Consider the following 13,404-nt stretch of genomic DNA (forward strand, 5'->3'; position numbering starts at 1 on the left):
TCGAACATCATGATCGTCTGGCCGAAGCCAGGCAACAAGGGGGATGGCTGCCATGGCCGTGACGAGACTTTCGATTCTGACCTGTGGGATGTTCACGGGAGCCGCCTTGCTGACGGCCACGCCTGTCATCGCGAAAAAGCCCAATGTCGGCCCGGCAATCGAGATGTCGGACAGTTTCCGCGCCGCCACCCAGGCAGCGGACAGTGCGATCAAGGCCGGTGATGTCTCCACTGCCCAGGCCCAGATTTCGGGCCTGATGCCGGTCAGCGACTTCGAAGCCTATGTCGCGGCCGGCCTGCGCTTCGAGCTTGCGGTGCTGAAGGTCGACCGGCAGGCGCAGCGCGTGGCGCTGAACGACATGTTCAAGACGTCCTCGGTGCCCAAGGGCGACATGCCGCGCCTGCGCTATGTTGCGGGCTACCTGTCCTATATCGTCGGCAATTATGACGATGCGACGGCGCAGCTCGATTACGCCAAGACGCTGGGTTACGATCCCATCGACGCCACCATGCTGCGTGCCGACATTGCGATCCGGCGCAACAGGGCGAAGGATGCGCGCGGCTTTGTGCAGCAGGCCCTGGCGCGGCAGCGGACGGCGGGCCAGCCGATCCCGGCGGCCTGGTATGACAGGGCGATCTCCATGGCCTATCAGGCCGGGGACTGGGCCGAGGTGGGCGCATTGTATCGGGAGCGCCTGACCCACTATGATTCGGCGGGCGAGTGGCGGTCGGCCCTGGCCAATTACCTGACGGCGCCCGGCATGGATTCGCAGGTGCAACTCGACCTTTACCGTCTTCAGGCCGCCAATGGCGCCATGGCCAGCGAGCGCGATTACCAAGCCTATGCCCAACTGGCGGAAAAGACCGGCTATAGCGCGGAGACCAAGGCGATCATCGAGGCCGGTCGCTCGGCCGGCAAGCTGACTCCGACACAGGCGGTGACCGCGCAATTGCTGAAGGGCGCGACGCCCAAGGCGGCCAAGGAAATAGCCGGTCTGCCCGCTGCTGCGAAGAAGGCGGCAGCGGCGAAGGACGGGTCGGCGGCCATGGCGGTCGGCGACACCTATTTTTCGCTCGCGCAGTTTCCGCAGGCGGTGGAGCAATATCGGCTCGCCCTGAGCAAGGGGGGCGTTGATGCCGCAAAGGCGAATGCGCGGCTTGGCGTGGCGCTGGCAAGGTCGGGCGATCTGGCGGGCGCAAAGGCGGCGCTTGGTCAGGCGACGACGGGCAATTGGGCGAATGTCGCCGGCTTCTGGTCAGTCTGGGTCGATCAGCAGAGCAGGAAGACGGCAGCGAAGCCGGTCGTCGTTCCGTCGGCGGGCTGAGGGAAAAATCGCGGCGAGGTCGGGGCGGGGGCCTGGGCCGGGAGCGCGCTGCGTCGGATGACGCAGGTCACGCGCTCTCGCTTCTGTAGCATCATCATGGGCGAAAGCCGGGTTCCCGCTTTCTCCCCCCAGCCAGTCAAACCGGAAGCGGTACGCCGGGCAGGTTCTTGGAGGTGCGGATGGTGAGCGACGTCTTCACGCTCACGACATTGGGCGCCGGCGTCAGTTTCGACGTCAGGAACTGCTGGAAACTTTGCAGATCCTTGGCCACCACCTTCAGGATGAAGTCGATTTCACCGTTGAGCATATAGCATTCGCGGACCTCGGGCAGGGTTGCGACATGATCCTCGAATGCCTTCAGGTCCGCTTCGGCCTGGCTCTTGAGGCTGACCATTGCGAAGACGGTGATGGTGTAGCCCAGCATCGACGGGTTCACCACGGCATGGTAGGAACTGATGGCGCCACTTTCCTCCAACGCCCGCACGCGACGGAGGCATGGGGGCGCCGTCAGGCCCACCTTGCGAGCCAGCTCCACATTGGTCATCCTGCCGTCGTCCTGCAGTTCGCCAAGGATCTGGAGATCGATGTCGTCAATATTGGGGCCGGCCATTATTCCGCTTATTTCCTTGCCTGTTAATATCGCGTTACCATAATAATATTTCAGGACAATGCAATTGTCCCACTATGCAACGTTCGCATAAGAACCCTTCCGCGGCCCTTCCCCTTTGCAGCGGGAAGCATTATTCCTGTGTAACGATACCCTCGGCGGAAGGTTTTTTCAGCGCTGCGCCGGGGCCGGAATTGGGGAATTTGGGTGCGCTTCAACGATCTCATGCAGACGGTTCTCGCCGCGGAAGGGCGTAGCGGCCTGGGGGCCGTGACGCTGTGGCGGCAATGCGTGGATCTGCTGGCGCAAAATGACCGGCATGACCGTTCGATCATGTCCGACACGGAGCGGGCGGCACTGCTGGAGCGGTTGACCGGACTGCTGCCGAAATTGTCGGAAACGCAGCGCATCGCGACCGTCGTGGAATTGGGCGGGCGGTTGCGGTCACCCGCCTTGGTGGAATTCTTCGCCAATGATCGCCCGGCGATTGCGGCAGCCGCCATGTCCCGCGCTCGCCTCCCCGATGCAGCCTGGGTGGAGATGTTGCCGCGCCTGACGCCTACGGCACGCGGCGTGCTGCGGTCGCGGCGCGACCTTGGATCGGCGACGGTGCAGGGACTTGAGGCTTTCGGCGCGACCGATCTGGTGCTGACCAGCCATGTCGCGGCGGAGCAGGATGACATGCTGCTGACCGAGGCGATGATCGTCCCTGCCGATCCGGTAGAGGAGCAGCCACAGGCCGAGCCGGTCGAGGAGGCGGCGGAGGACCGCAGCCAGATCCGTAATCTGGTCGACCGCATCGCGCGCTTCACCAATGCACGGCGCACAGGTGATCTGGACGAAGCGCCGCAACGGGCCGCCATGACCGGGCCGCGCACCTTCGCCTTCGAAACGGATGCATCCGGGTCGATCATGTGGGTCGATCAGGGGCCGCGAGCGGCGCTGATCGGCCTTGCGCTCAATGAAACGGCGCTGGAAGGGGGCAGCGGGCCGGATGGCCATGTCGCGGGCGCCTTCATGCGGCGCAGCGGTTTTCAGAACGGCCGCTATACGATCGTGGGCGGCACGATGGCCGGTGAATGGCGGCTGTCGGCCGCACCCTTTTTCGATCCGCGATCAGGGCGTTTCCAGGGCTATCGTGGACAGGCGAGGCGCCCCTATCTTCACGAAGTGGCCGCCGAACCGCGTGCAGAGGCGGTGTCGATCGCCGGCCTGTCCGCCGATTCGATCCGGCAACTGGTGCACGAACTGAGGACGCCGCTGAATGCCATATTGGGCTTTGCCGAGATCATCGAGCAGGAACTGTTCGGTCCGGCGGGTCCTGAATATCGGGATATGGCGGGTAAGATCGCGGTGGATGCGCGGCATCTGCTGACCGCCTTTGACGATCTGGACCTTGCGGCCCGCGTGTCGCGTGGCGAGGATGGCAATGGGGCGCTGCGCGCCGTTGATCCCGCGCTTTTGGTGACGCAGGTCTCGACGCGCTTTCGCGAACAGGGCGACGGTGCCCGGATTGACATCGCGATGGCGCGGGGGCTGCCGATGGTGCAGATCGACCCGGTGCAGGGCGAGCGCATGATCCAGCATCTGATGCGCACGCTGATTTCCGTGGCGCCAGCCGGGGAAGCGCTGACCGGCACATGCTGGCATCAGCCAGGCGGCGCGGAAGGGCGCGTGGTACTGGCCATCGACAGGCCCTCGACGCTGGAGGGTATGGAGGAGGAGCGGTTGCTCGACCCCGGCTATATGCCGGACGGCAATTGGGCAGACGGGCCGTTGCTGGGCCTTGGTTTTTCGCTGCGCCTGATCCGCAGTCTGGCGACGGGATGCGGCGGCGCGCTGGACATCGAACCGGGCCGCTTCCTGCTCGCCGTGCCGGCCATGGCGGAAACAGAGGATGCCGTCGGCAGCGCCTGACGCGCGCCTGAGGGAAACCCTATCGCAACCAAATCCGGGTAGCGGTGGTGGCATGACCTCGCTTTCCCATGACGGCAATCTGCTCCGCGCGCCTGCGCCGGAAGACAGGATCACGCTCGATCCGGCTTTCGGCACGCGCTTCATGCTGTTCGTCGACACGGAGGAGGAGTTTGACTGGAACGCGCCCTTCCGCCGGACGGGGCATGGCGTGACGGCGTTGGAAGGGATGGAGCGCGGGCAGGCCTATTTTGCGGCGGCCGGGATCAAACCGATTTACGTGACCGACTATCCGGTGGTCGACAGCGATGCGGCGGCGGCAATGATGGGACGCTGGCTGGCCGATGGCGCGGCCGATGTGGGGGCGCATCTTCATCCCTGGGTCAATCCGCCGCACATCGAGGAGGTGACGGCGGCCAACAGCTATGTCGGCTTTCTGCCCGAGGCGGTGGAAAGGGCGAAGCTGGAAGCCTTGTGCTTGCGGCTCGCGGAGCGTTTCGGCGCGAGGCCGATCGTCTATCGAGCCGGCCGCTATGGCGTTGGCCTCCATAGCGCCCGCCTGCTGGAGCAGGCCGGGTTCCGGATCGACAGTTCGGTGCGCAGCCGGTTCGACTATAGCGGCCAATATGGGCCGGATTTCCAGGGGTTACCACAATATCCCTATTGGGCCGGGCCGGGCCGGAGCCTGGTCGAATTGCCGCTGTCCACCGCCTTTGCCGGCTTGCTGAGGCGCGGAGGCGAGCGGCTGTACCGACTGGCGCAAGGAGCCGGTCCGCTGTCCGGCGCCCTGGCGCGAACGGGAATGTTGAGCCGCATTCCGCTGACGCCTGAAGGCATCAGCGCGCAGGAGGCGATCGCCGCGATCGATGCCCTGATTGAAGAAGGTTCGCCAGTGCTGAATTTCAGTTTTCATTCCCCGACGCTGGAACCGGGGCACACGCCCTATGTCCGGAACGAGGGGGACAGGACGGCCTTTTATCGCTGGTGGGACGCGGTGCTGGATCACCTGGACCGTCGGAATGTTCGCCCCGCGACGCTGGATGCGTTTCTGAAGGCTGTTCCGGCGCGAGGACGGGCTTGCCAAGTCGCCTGATGCTGCCTATCCGGGCAACAAGGTGGGGCCTGTAGCTCAATGGTTAGAGCTGGCCGCTCATAACGGCTAGGTTGCGGGTTCGAGTCCTGCCGGGCCCACCAACGACCATGGTCTTGCCTTGGCGAAGGCCTTGCGCGTCGATGTTACTATCATCACCGTTACGGAACGCTTCCAGGTTTATTCCGGTGCCGTGGGGTATGACCTGGCCTGGAGCGGGGGCCGTGTTGGATGAATATGCTCAAGGGCAGAAGAAGGCGGCAGATTGCATCCTTTCTGCCGGGCGGCATGAGCCGCCCGGTGCATATGCTCCGTGCTGCCCGCGAAAAACGGCATGGCCCTGTGATTGCCGATGCGAACGACGAATGCTTTCGGCGGAGCGTACAGGTGGTTCCAATCAATCCGGGCGGCAACGGCTCATGGACCGCGTGAAGCGTAGCGTCTTCAGTCATATAAATTCACCGTGATGCAGCCGGACTTCTCGCCTAGCTGCCCCGAATCGAAGGGGCAGGGGCGTTCCTATGGATGGGACATGGGGGGCGCGGTTACGGCGTCCAGGCACCAACCAGTTCGGCAATGTGGGAGGTTGGATGCCCGGCCAGATTCTTGTCGATTTCGGCTACGAGCTTGTCCTGTGTCGCACGGTCATAATGGTGGCGCAGGGTGGACAGGGTGGAGGGAGGCGCTACGACAATGATGTCCCCATCTTCCTTGACAGCCAATTCGGCGAGAGCGCCGGCGGCTTCCACCGCGAACCGATCTTCCTTCTGCTGGTGTAAATCCGCTTCCTCATAGGTACTGCGCTCCGGGCCCGCACTCGAATAACTAACACCTGGCGCATCGGTGCGCTGCTCGCGATTGGCCGGATTATCGATCGTGCGATGCACCAGAACCTTCAGTTCTGGGCAGACGGCGCTCCCTTCGTTCTTCAGCAACAGCATCTTCGCGCCGTCGACGATCAACAGGATTGTGCCGGAAGCTATTTTCATGGCTTTGCCTTTCCTGGCTTGGATTGCCGGTGGCTGGCCGCATATCCGATCGTGAATCGGCGGCCGACGCCACACCTTTCGCACAGCATCGCGCAAATGACCTGGGCCGCGATATTGGGGCTTTTCCGTATGGCTTCCAGGCACGCCGCGGCCATGATGACGTGAAGCGGAGCGACTCCCTGCAACAGGACATTGAAAGCAGCGAATATGATGGTAGCGCAAGAAAGTGCAGGGCTGCTTCCGTATCGATGGCACGGCGGGGCCCTCCAGGTTTTTCTCGTTCATCCAGGAGGGCCTTACTGGCAGCGAAAGGATGAGGGGGCATGGCAGATCGCCAAGGGCGGCGCCTTGCCGGGGGAGGCCCTTCACAACGCCGCACTGCGGGAGTTCGAGGAGGAAGTCGGTGCGCGACCTGCCGGCAATCCGTGGCCACTCGCACGCCTGCGTCAGGCTGGCGGGAAATGGGTGGAGGCTTACGCCGTCGAGGGTGACCTTGATCCCGCCGATCTTGCCAGCAATGCGTTCGAAGTCGAATGGCCGCCCCGAAGTGGCATCATAGGTTCCTTTCCCGAGATCGATCACGCCGCTTGGTTTTCGCTAGCCGAGGCGCGCGTCAAAATACTCAGGAGCCAGGCGCCGTTTCTGACGGCTCTCGAACAAGCCCTCTCCCGAGGCGAGGATGCTGGCTCCTCGCGGACTATCCGAGAGGGATCGAAGTAGGATGAGTTTGACGACGCAATTGGCGATCGCGACTGCCATGGTGGCGACGACCGTGCTGATTCATTTGGTGGGACTGGCGGGATTGCTGGCGATCCTGCGGCGCCACCGTCACGCATCGCAGTTGCTCATCGCTTCTTTTGTGAATGGAATAGCGATCCTGCTCGCTGCATTTGGGCTTTTCGCGTTACATGCCGTGGAAATCTGGCTCTGGGCGGCTCTTTACCTGCTATTGGATGCATTTCCCAATCTGGAGCATTCGCTGTATTTTTCCACCTCGACCTATGTGACCATCGGCTATGGCGATGTTGTTTTGCCGGTCGGTAGCCGAATTCTGAGCGTGATAGAGGGTGCGAACGGCATTATTCTGATCGGCTGGTCCACCGCTTTCTTCTTTTCCATTGTGGATCGGCTGAAGCTTCTTGAACGGTATCTGGAGAAGGGCTGAGGGGAGGCATTGAAGGCCGCGGGTTGACGCAACTGTGTGGCGACGGCGTTCCATGCATGGCCGTTCCTTCCTGTAATAGGCGTGGCGTGGACGGTCAGCCGATGACAATCCAGACTGCAAGGCTCGCTGCCGCCGCTGCAAGAGCGGCGAATAGTGGTATCGCGGCCCTCATGCCGCCGTGCCCCCAACCGATGACCACCGTCATGACGCCTTTCGCCAGAGTGTTGGCTAGAACCGCGCCTCCGAGTATGAATCCGGCGGTTTGATCGTCGATTGCATGCGGGGGGAGCCCGGCCATGGTCATCACGGCTGCATCGACGTCCGACACGCCGGTAAGGGTGAGAACGAATGCCATGCCCTCTTGGCCGAAATGTTCCAAGGCCCAACGCGCGGCAAGCGACAATCCCGCGACAAGGGCGGCCAGCATGAGCGCGGGGGTGAATCCCAGGGGATTGGCGACGGCTACGCCGTTGCCACCCTTGCCCTGGGCACGCCAGGCAGTCAGGGCGAAGGCGACGGCTACAAGCGTCGCCGGCGCCATGGTCAGTGCCAGAGACGGTAAGGCGCGGGGAACGAGAACGAGTGCCACCAACTGCACCCTGACGAACATCACGATGGATGCCACCGCAATTCCGGCCGTCAATAATCCTCGGCCATCGGGTTCGTCGCGCAGCCGCCTGGCATAGTCTGCGGTGACGGCGGTGGAGGACACAATGGCCCCGGTGAGCGCCACCAGCAACACGCCGCGGTCGCGGCCAAAGCGCCTCGAGATGGCATAGCCGGCGAAGGACAGCCCCATTACGAAGACGACGACCATCCAGATTTTCCTGGGGTTCCAGGCGTCGTAAGGACCGTAAGAGGCATCCGGCAGCAACGGCAGAATGATGAGGGATACCAGCAGGAAGCGGGACACGCCCTCGATCTCGCTCTCATCCATTCCCCGGAGCAGAGTGTGCATCGATTGCCGTGCGCTCAGCATCGCAAAGATCGCCGCACCTATGGCCAAGCCCAGGGCAGGCGAGAGGCGCGTCGCGCAAAAGCCCGCTCCAAAGGTCAGCAGGCCCGCCAGCGTAGTCGTGGCAGACAAATGATCCTGATCGGCGCTTCGGTTGTAGCCGACCGTCAGCACAGCCGAGACTCCCAGGGCAAGGGCAGCGGCGACCAAGTCGGGGGAAAGGCCACCGAGCCCACCAAGCAAACCGATCAGCCCGAAGGTACGAAAGCCCGCGACCCTGCGCCCCTTGCCGAAATCTCGCTGCGTCCAGCCGCGCTCCATCCCTACAAGCAGGCCGACTGCAATCGATGCGATCAAGGAGAGATAGGGGTGAGCGATATTGAACATGAGTTTGGCTAGCCTAAGCGCTGTGCCAAGAGCGTGCTTGCAACATCAAATCTCTCCAAACAGAGCCCGTTGCGATGTCTCGATTTCCTCGAAATATCGCCGTCTTGCATGCTTTTCGGTCAATAAGCCCAAGACCTTGCCGGACGCATCGACCACCGCCAGTTCGTCAGCCACCCATTGGTCGAACAGGCGCAAAATCTTCTGTATGTCGGTATCCGGGCCGAGCGTGGCCTCGCGCAGCACTGCAAGCTCGGTTATTCGCGTATCTTCCTCAAGCTCTGGCGCATAGGCTGAGGGCGTCGGTACGATTCCACAATATTGGCCGTCCTGGTTTACAATCACGGCCTTGCTCGCGGAGCCGAGCGGCACTCTGCTCCGAAACTGGGCCACGGTGCAATTCTCGTCCACCGAAATCCAGTCGCGACGCATCATGCGCGCGGCCGTCAGGTTTCGCACCCAGCCGATATCGCGCGGACTGCGAATGCTTGAACCGCGCAGGTGAAGTCTCCAGGTCGAGAAGGAATAGCCGAAAAACTCCCGGGTCATCGCGCTCGACAGCAAGGATGCGGTCAGCACGACAGCCATCAGACCGAAATCATGGGTCGTCTCGAGCATCAGCAAGGCCAGGGTCATTGGGCCGCCGACGATCGACACGCTCAGCCCCGCCATGCCTACCAAGGCTGCATCTCGGGGATTGAGCGAGAACCCAATTGCCGACGCATTGACCGCGCCAGCGAAAATCTGCCCTACAAGGGCGCCCAGGAAAAGCGATGCGAAGAACAGGCCGCCCCGGAAGCCGAAGCTTAAGGAAATCACCGATGCGGCGATCTTGAGTGCCAATATGAGCAGCAGCAGTCCGAGTGCAGGTTGCAGGATGAGGTCCAGATGCAGCGCTCCATGCCCTGCTGACAGCGTTTGCGGCGAGCCCAGAGCGAGAGGTATCAGGAGCAGACCGCCGATCAAAGGTCTCCATCGCCCCAGCCTCCGCCAACCCTGCGCCCGCCCCTCTGCGAAGGTGACGAGCCGCATGATCATGATCCCCAACAAGGCGCATAATATGCCCAGCAGGGCGAACAACATATAATCCGCTGTGGAGATCACCCTGTCGGCAGTTGTTGCGATCAGCCAAGGCTCCACCCCCATCGCCCGTGACACGGAAACGCCCGCCAGAGCGGCCGCGATTACAGGCGCGATCGCCGAGGGCGTATAATGGCCGATGACGATCTCGAAGGCATAGAAGGCACCGGTCAGCGGAGCGCCGAACGCAGCCCCGATAGCCGCCCCTGCGCCTGCTCCCACCAAAGTGCGCAGATCATTGCGCCTCAGTTTTAGCCATTGACCCAGTAATGATGCAACGCCGCCGCCCAACTGGGCAAAGGCTGCCTCCAGCCCCACCGACGCGCCCATGCCGTTGGAAATGATCGTCTGGGTGGCGATCACAAGATTGTCGGTCGCCGGAATGCGTCCGCCGTGAAGGGCATTCGCCTCGACCACGTCGATCGGCTCCCTTTTACGTCCCCTCAACAGCAGCGCGAAAGCCATCAACATCAGCCCGCCCAATGGCAGCGCCAGCAAGCGCCAGGGGTGGTGGATCGTTTCCAGCGCGCTCAGTCGATTCACCGTCACGCCATAAAATATGCGCTGTAAACCATGGGCCAGCCATTGCTGCACATTGGTCATCAGTCCCGCCGCGGTGCCCGCTACGACGGCCAACAGGATGAAGGCCGCCTCGCTTTCGCGCAGGCGTCGCCGTTGCCTGATGGTGAATGACTTGAAGAGTGCTTGCCAGTTACGCCGCATTGTCACCATAGGTTCCGTGGTCGGTCCAATCCGGGCCGACGAGGGCATTGCGCCCATGCCTCGCTCAGCGCAAGCTTGGAAAAAGCAGATGTCAGCAGAACAATTGACGGACCGGGGGTGAGGCAAGATTGCCCTGTAGCTCTTGTCCTGCGCGGCAAAGCGGATCGATCATCTTCGGCCAACCTAGAGCGGGTTTCGATCTGATTGAATCAGCTCGCCGCTCTGGATTCCTTGTTTTCCGCGATTTCTTAACCAGCGATCGGTTCCGATCGTTTGGAAATCGCTCTAGCCAACCGCATATTGCATTCGGAGGGTGGTTGGAGCATTGGGATGCCTTCGGGAAATTGAATATGGTCCGCCTTATGCTTCGGCTAACGTGGGAATCTTTTTTCCCCCGGCTTCTCATCATTCTGCTGCTGGTTCTGGGAAGCCTTGCTTTTCGGCTGTGGCTCGGTCAGTGGGATCCGCCCAACCGGTTCACCTTTTCCAGCTTTTACATGGCGGTTGTGCTTTCCAGCTATTTTTTGGGCGTTGCTGAAGCCATCGTCACTTGCCTTCTGTCGGCGAGGGCATCAGCCCTCAGCGGGTGCCCCCACCGCCAGTCTCAATGAAACGCAGCGACATCTGGTGGTAAAGCCGCTTGCGGCAGACAAAGGGAGCCACAAAATCGGCTACCAGCGCGGAGGCCAGGAGCGGCATCATGAGGCCCCGGCTTGCGGTTGTTTCCGAAATGATGATGACAGCCGTAAGGGGCGCCCGCACCACACCCGTGAAATAGGCCACCATCCCAAGCAGGACGATCGCTCCGGGTGGATAGGTCGGAAAAATGCTTCGAAGCACATCTCCGACGCCCGCACCGACCGAGAGCGAGGGGGCGAAGATACCGCCGGGAAGGCCCGATACCGCCGTCGCAAGTGTCGTCAGGAGCTTGGCCGCGCCGAACCAGATCGGGACGTCCGAACCGGTGATGATCGCGTGCGCCGTGGAATAACCAGTGCCCCAGGTGAGACCCGTCAGGACGCCGGTGACAGCGACGATGCAGCCGCAGCATCCGGCGAATATGATGGGTCGCCGGCTCATCCATGCCAGCGGCCGCCAGGACGTGTTTCCGACCGCCAGCATGGCGCGGGAAAAAAACGAACCGAGCAGGCCGCCGAGCACACCGGCAATAGGTGCGGCCACCAATGCTTCACGAACGCTCAGCGTCTGCTGCATGGCACCGAAGTAGACATAATCCCCCGCAAGGCCCAGGCTGACCATGCCGGCGATCAGCACTGCCGCCATCACCAGGAGGGTCATCCTCTGCTCATAGGCTGCGGCCAGTTCCTCGATGGCGAAGGCGACGCCCGCCAAAGGTGTGTTGAACGCCGCAGCGACGCCCGCCGCGCCGCCGGCGATATAGACCGAAGCCCGTACCGGGATCGCCAGGAAACGGTGCGCATATCCCATGATGGAAGCTGCGATCTGCACCGTCGGCCCCTCTCGGCCTACCGACGCGCCCAGCAGCAAAGTGCAGATCGTGAGAATGAATTTGGCGATCGCGGTTCGCGCGGAAACCAGCCGATCCATGCCCCGCTCCGGATTGCGGGTCGCTGCGATCGTCTGGGGTATGCCGGAACCGGTGGCGGCCGGTGCGAACCGCCTCGTCGCCCAGACCAGCCCGGCAAAGCCCGCCGGCGTGATCAGCAGCGGCGCCCACCACCAGCGCGCCACGACGGACAGGAAGACATGATTGGCCTCGTCGGCCAGACGCGCGAATGTCAGCGCGACAAGGCCGATCAATATTGCCCCGCCCAAGAAGGCTGCTCGCCTGCGCCAGACGGTCGGCCGCAGGCCGTAGAGGCGCAGGCGGGCGCGCAGGCGCAAGGAATTACGCATCGGCCATGCTGCCTTCTTTGCGCGGCGATCCGGGCGCGAGCCGCAGGAGCAGAAAACCGGCGACCGCAGAAAGTACCGATCCGCCCAGAACCCCAATCTTGACCTCGTCGGACAGAAGCGGATCGCTGAATGCAAGGCCGCCGATGAAGAGGCTCATCGTGAAGCCGATGCCGCAGATGAGGGCGAGGCCATAGACCTGCAGCCAGGTAGCGCCTGCCGGCCGGTCTGCTATTCCCAGGGCTACCGCCCCCCGGATGCTGGCGAATATTCCGATCTGCTTACCCAGAAACAGTCCGGCACCGATGCCGAGTGGCAGTGGCCCCATGATCTGCTCCATGCCGACGCCGGCCAGCGATACGCCGGCATTGGCGAAGCCGAACAGGGGCACGATCGCAAATGCGACCCAGGGGTGCAGCCGGTGCTCAAGGCGATGAAGCGGCGATTCTGCGTCGTCCGGAGCCCCTGGCGACGTGCGGATGGGAATGGCCAGCGCCGCCAGAACCCCGGCTATCGTCGCATGGACCCCCGACAAGAATACCGCCAGCCACAAGGCCACGGCCAGCACCATATAGGGCCAGAGCTTCTTCACGCCCGACCGGTTGAGGATCAGCATCGCACAGAAAAGAAGCGCGCCGACCAGCAACGCCAACCCGCTGATCCCCTTGGTGTAGGCAAGCGCGATAATCAGAACCGCGCCCATGTCGTCGACGATGGCAACGGTGGTCAGCAGCAGCTTGAGCGACGTTGGCGCGCGCTTGCCAAGCAGGGCGAGCACACCAATGGCAAAGGCGATGTCGGTCGCGGCCGGGATCGCCCATCCGTTGGCGAGCCCCGGCGTACGACCGGCAATCAGCAAATAGGTTATGGCAGGGATCGCCATTCCTGCCGCCGCCGCGATTACGGGCAGCCAGCGGTCGCTCCAGTTCGACAGGCTTCCATCTATGAACTCCCGCTTGATCTCCAGGCCGACGAGCAGGAAGAACAGCGCCATCAATGCGTCATTGATCCAATGGAGCAACGACAGCGGGCCCAGATGGACGTGCAGACTTTCGAAATAGACCTCTGCCCATCTGCTGTTGGCAAGGATCATCCCGAGCAGCGCCGCGAGGATCAGAAGGATACCCCCGGCCGCCTCGGTCCTGAGAAATTCGCGCAGCGCCGAGCGGGGGCGGTCGAAGGCATCAAGCATCAGCATGGTGAAACCCGATAACGGCCCTTGCCATGAAATGTCCAAGAAAACCGGGCCATACAGTGAGAAAAATAGCAACTCTGGGTCTGAAGCTGGTTTTGAATGC

12 protein-coding genes and 1 tRNA gene are annotated in these 13,404 nt (G+C 62.6%); 7 read left to right on the forward strand and 6 right to left on the reverse strand.

The genetic code is table 11. From position 1 onward, the window contains the following. Positions 1 to 52 precede the first annotated feature (52 nt). On the forward strand, positions 53 to 1,324 hold the full coding sequence (locus MRBLSP13_RS09815) for a hypothetical protein (protein ID WP_363754183.1): 1,272 nt from the start codon (positions 53 to 55) through the stop codon (positions 1,322 to 1,324). A 136-nt stretch (positions 1,325 to 1,460) separates the two neighbouring features. Here MRBLSP13_RS09815 and MRBLSP13_RS09820 read toward each other — a convergent pair whose 3' ends face one another. Next, positions 1,461 to 1,934, reverse strand: a complete 474-nt coding sequence (locus MRBLSP13_RS09820) for an Lrp/AsnC family transcriptional regulator (protein WP_133654704.1) — start codon at positions 1,932 to 1,934, stop codon at positions 1,461 to 1,463. A 222-nt stretch (positions 1,935 to 2,156) separates the two neighbouring features. On the opposite strand from MRBLSP13_RS09820, the gene MRBLSP13_RS09825 reads away from it, so the two are divergent. From MRBLSP13_RS09825 to MRBLSP13_RS09840, 4 genes are all read left to right on the forward strand, one after another. Then, on the forward strand, positions 2,157 to 3,848 hold the full coding sequence (locus tag MRBLSP13_RS09825) for a sensor histidine kinase (protein ID WP_363754186.1): 1,692 nt from the start codon (positions 2,157 to 2,159) through the stop codon (positions 3,846 to 3,848). A gap of 52 nt (positions 3,849 to 3,900) precedes the next feature. Then, complete coding sequence (locus MRBLSP13_RS09830; protein ID WP_363754188.1) at positions 3,901 to 4,938, forward strand: polysaccharide deacetylase family protein; 1,038 nt, start codon at positions 3,901 to 3,903, stop codon at positions 4,936 to 4,938. 25 nt (positions 4,939 to 4,963) lie between these two features. After that, positions 4,964 to 5,039: transfer RNA gene (locus MRBLSP13_RS09835), tRNA-Ile, on the forward strand. Positions 5,040 to 5,166: 127 nt separating this feature from the next. Continuing rightward, positions 5,167 to 5,367: a hypothetical protein gene (locus MRBLSP13_RS09840; protein WP_363754191.1), complete on the forward strand. Its 201-nt coding sequence runs from the start codon at positions 5,167 to 5,169 to the stop codon at positions 5,365 to 5,367. Positions 5,368 to 5,480: 113 nt separating this feature from the next. Here the strand turns inward: MRBLSP13_RS09840 and MRBLSP13_RS09845 are convergent, their stop codons facing one another. Further along, on the reverse strand, positions 5,481 to 6,209 hold the full coding sequence (locus MRBLSP13_RS09845) for a host attachment family protein (protein ID WP_363754194.1): 729 nt from the start codon (positions 6,207 to 6,209) through the stop codon (positions 5,481 to 5,483). Here MRBLSP13_RS09845 and MRBLSP13_RS09850 point away from each other — a divergent pair. Further along, positions 6,135 to 6,644, forward strand: coding sequence for an NUDIX domain-containing protein (locus tag MRBLSP13_RS09850; RefSeq protein ID WP_363754196.1), 510 nt, complete (start codon positions 6,135 to 6,137; stop codon positions 6,642 to 6,644). The genes MRBLSP13_RS09845 and MRBLSP13_RS09850 overlap by 75 nt on opposite strands. A 1-nt stretch (position 6,645) precedes the next feature. Further along, positions 6,646 to 7,089, forward strand: coding sequence for a potassium channel family protein (locus MRBLSP13_RS09855; RefSeq protein WP_363734894.1), 444 nt, complete (start codon positions 6,646 to 6,648; stop codon positions 7,087 to 7,089). Positions 7,090 to 7,183: 94 nt separating this feature from the next. Here the strand turns inward: MRBLSP13_RS09855 and MRBLSP13_RS09860 are convergent, their stop codons facing one another. From MRBLSP13_RS09860 to nhaA, 4 genes are all read right to left on the reverse strand, one after another. Continuing rightward, positions 7,184 to 8,431: an MgtC/SapB family protein gene (locus tag MRBLSP13_RS09860; protein ID WP_363754199.1), complete on the reverse strand. Its 1,248-nt coding sequence runs from the start codon at positions 8,429 to 8,431 to the stop codon at positions 7,184 to 7,186. Between the two features lie 45 nt (positions 8,432 to 8,476). Further along, positions 8,477 to 10,231 carry a chloride channel protein gene (locus MRBLSP13_RS09865; RefSeq protein ID WP_363754202.1) on the reverse strand — a complete coding sequence of 585 codons (1,755 nt, stop codon included), beginning with the start codon at positions 10,229 to 10,231 and terminating at the stop codon, positions 8,477 to 8,479. 579 nt (positions 10,232 to 10,810) lie between these two features. Continuing rightward, a complete protein-coding gene (locus tag MRBLSP13_RS09870) occupies positions 10,811 to 12,109 on the reverse strand; it encodes a chloride channel protein (protein WP_363754205.1) in 1,299 nt (432 codons plus the stop codon). Further along, positions 12,102 to 13,304 carry a Na+/H+ antiporter NhaA gene (gene nhaA, locus MRBLSP13_RS09875; protein ID WP_414714703.1) on the reverse strand — a complete coding sequence of 401 codons (1,203 nt, stop codon included), beginning with the start codon at positions 13,302 to 13,304 and terminating at the stop codon, positions 12,102 to 12,104. Before nhaA ends, MRBLSP13_RS09870 begins: the two co-directional genes overlap by 8 nt. Positions 13,305 to 13,404 lie beyond the last annotated feature (100 nt).

It is taken from the genome of Sphingobium sp. LSP13-1-1.1 (assembly GCF_040676415.1).
Taxonomy (GTDB): Bacteria; Pseudomonadota; Alphaproteobacteria; order Sphingomonadales; family Sphingomonadaceae; genus Sphingobium.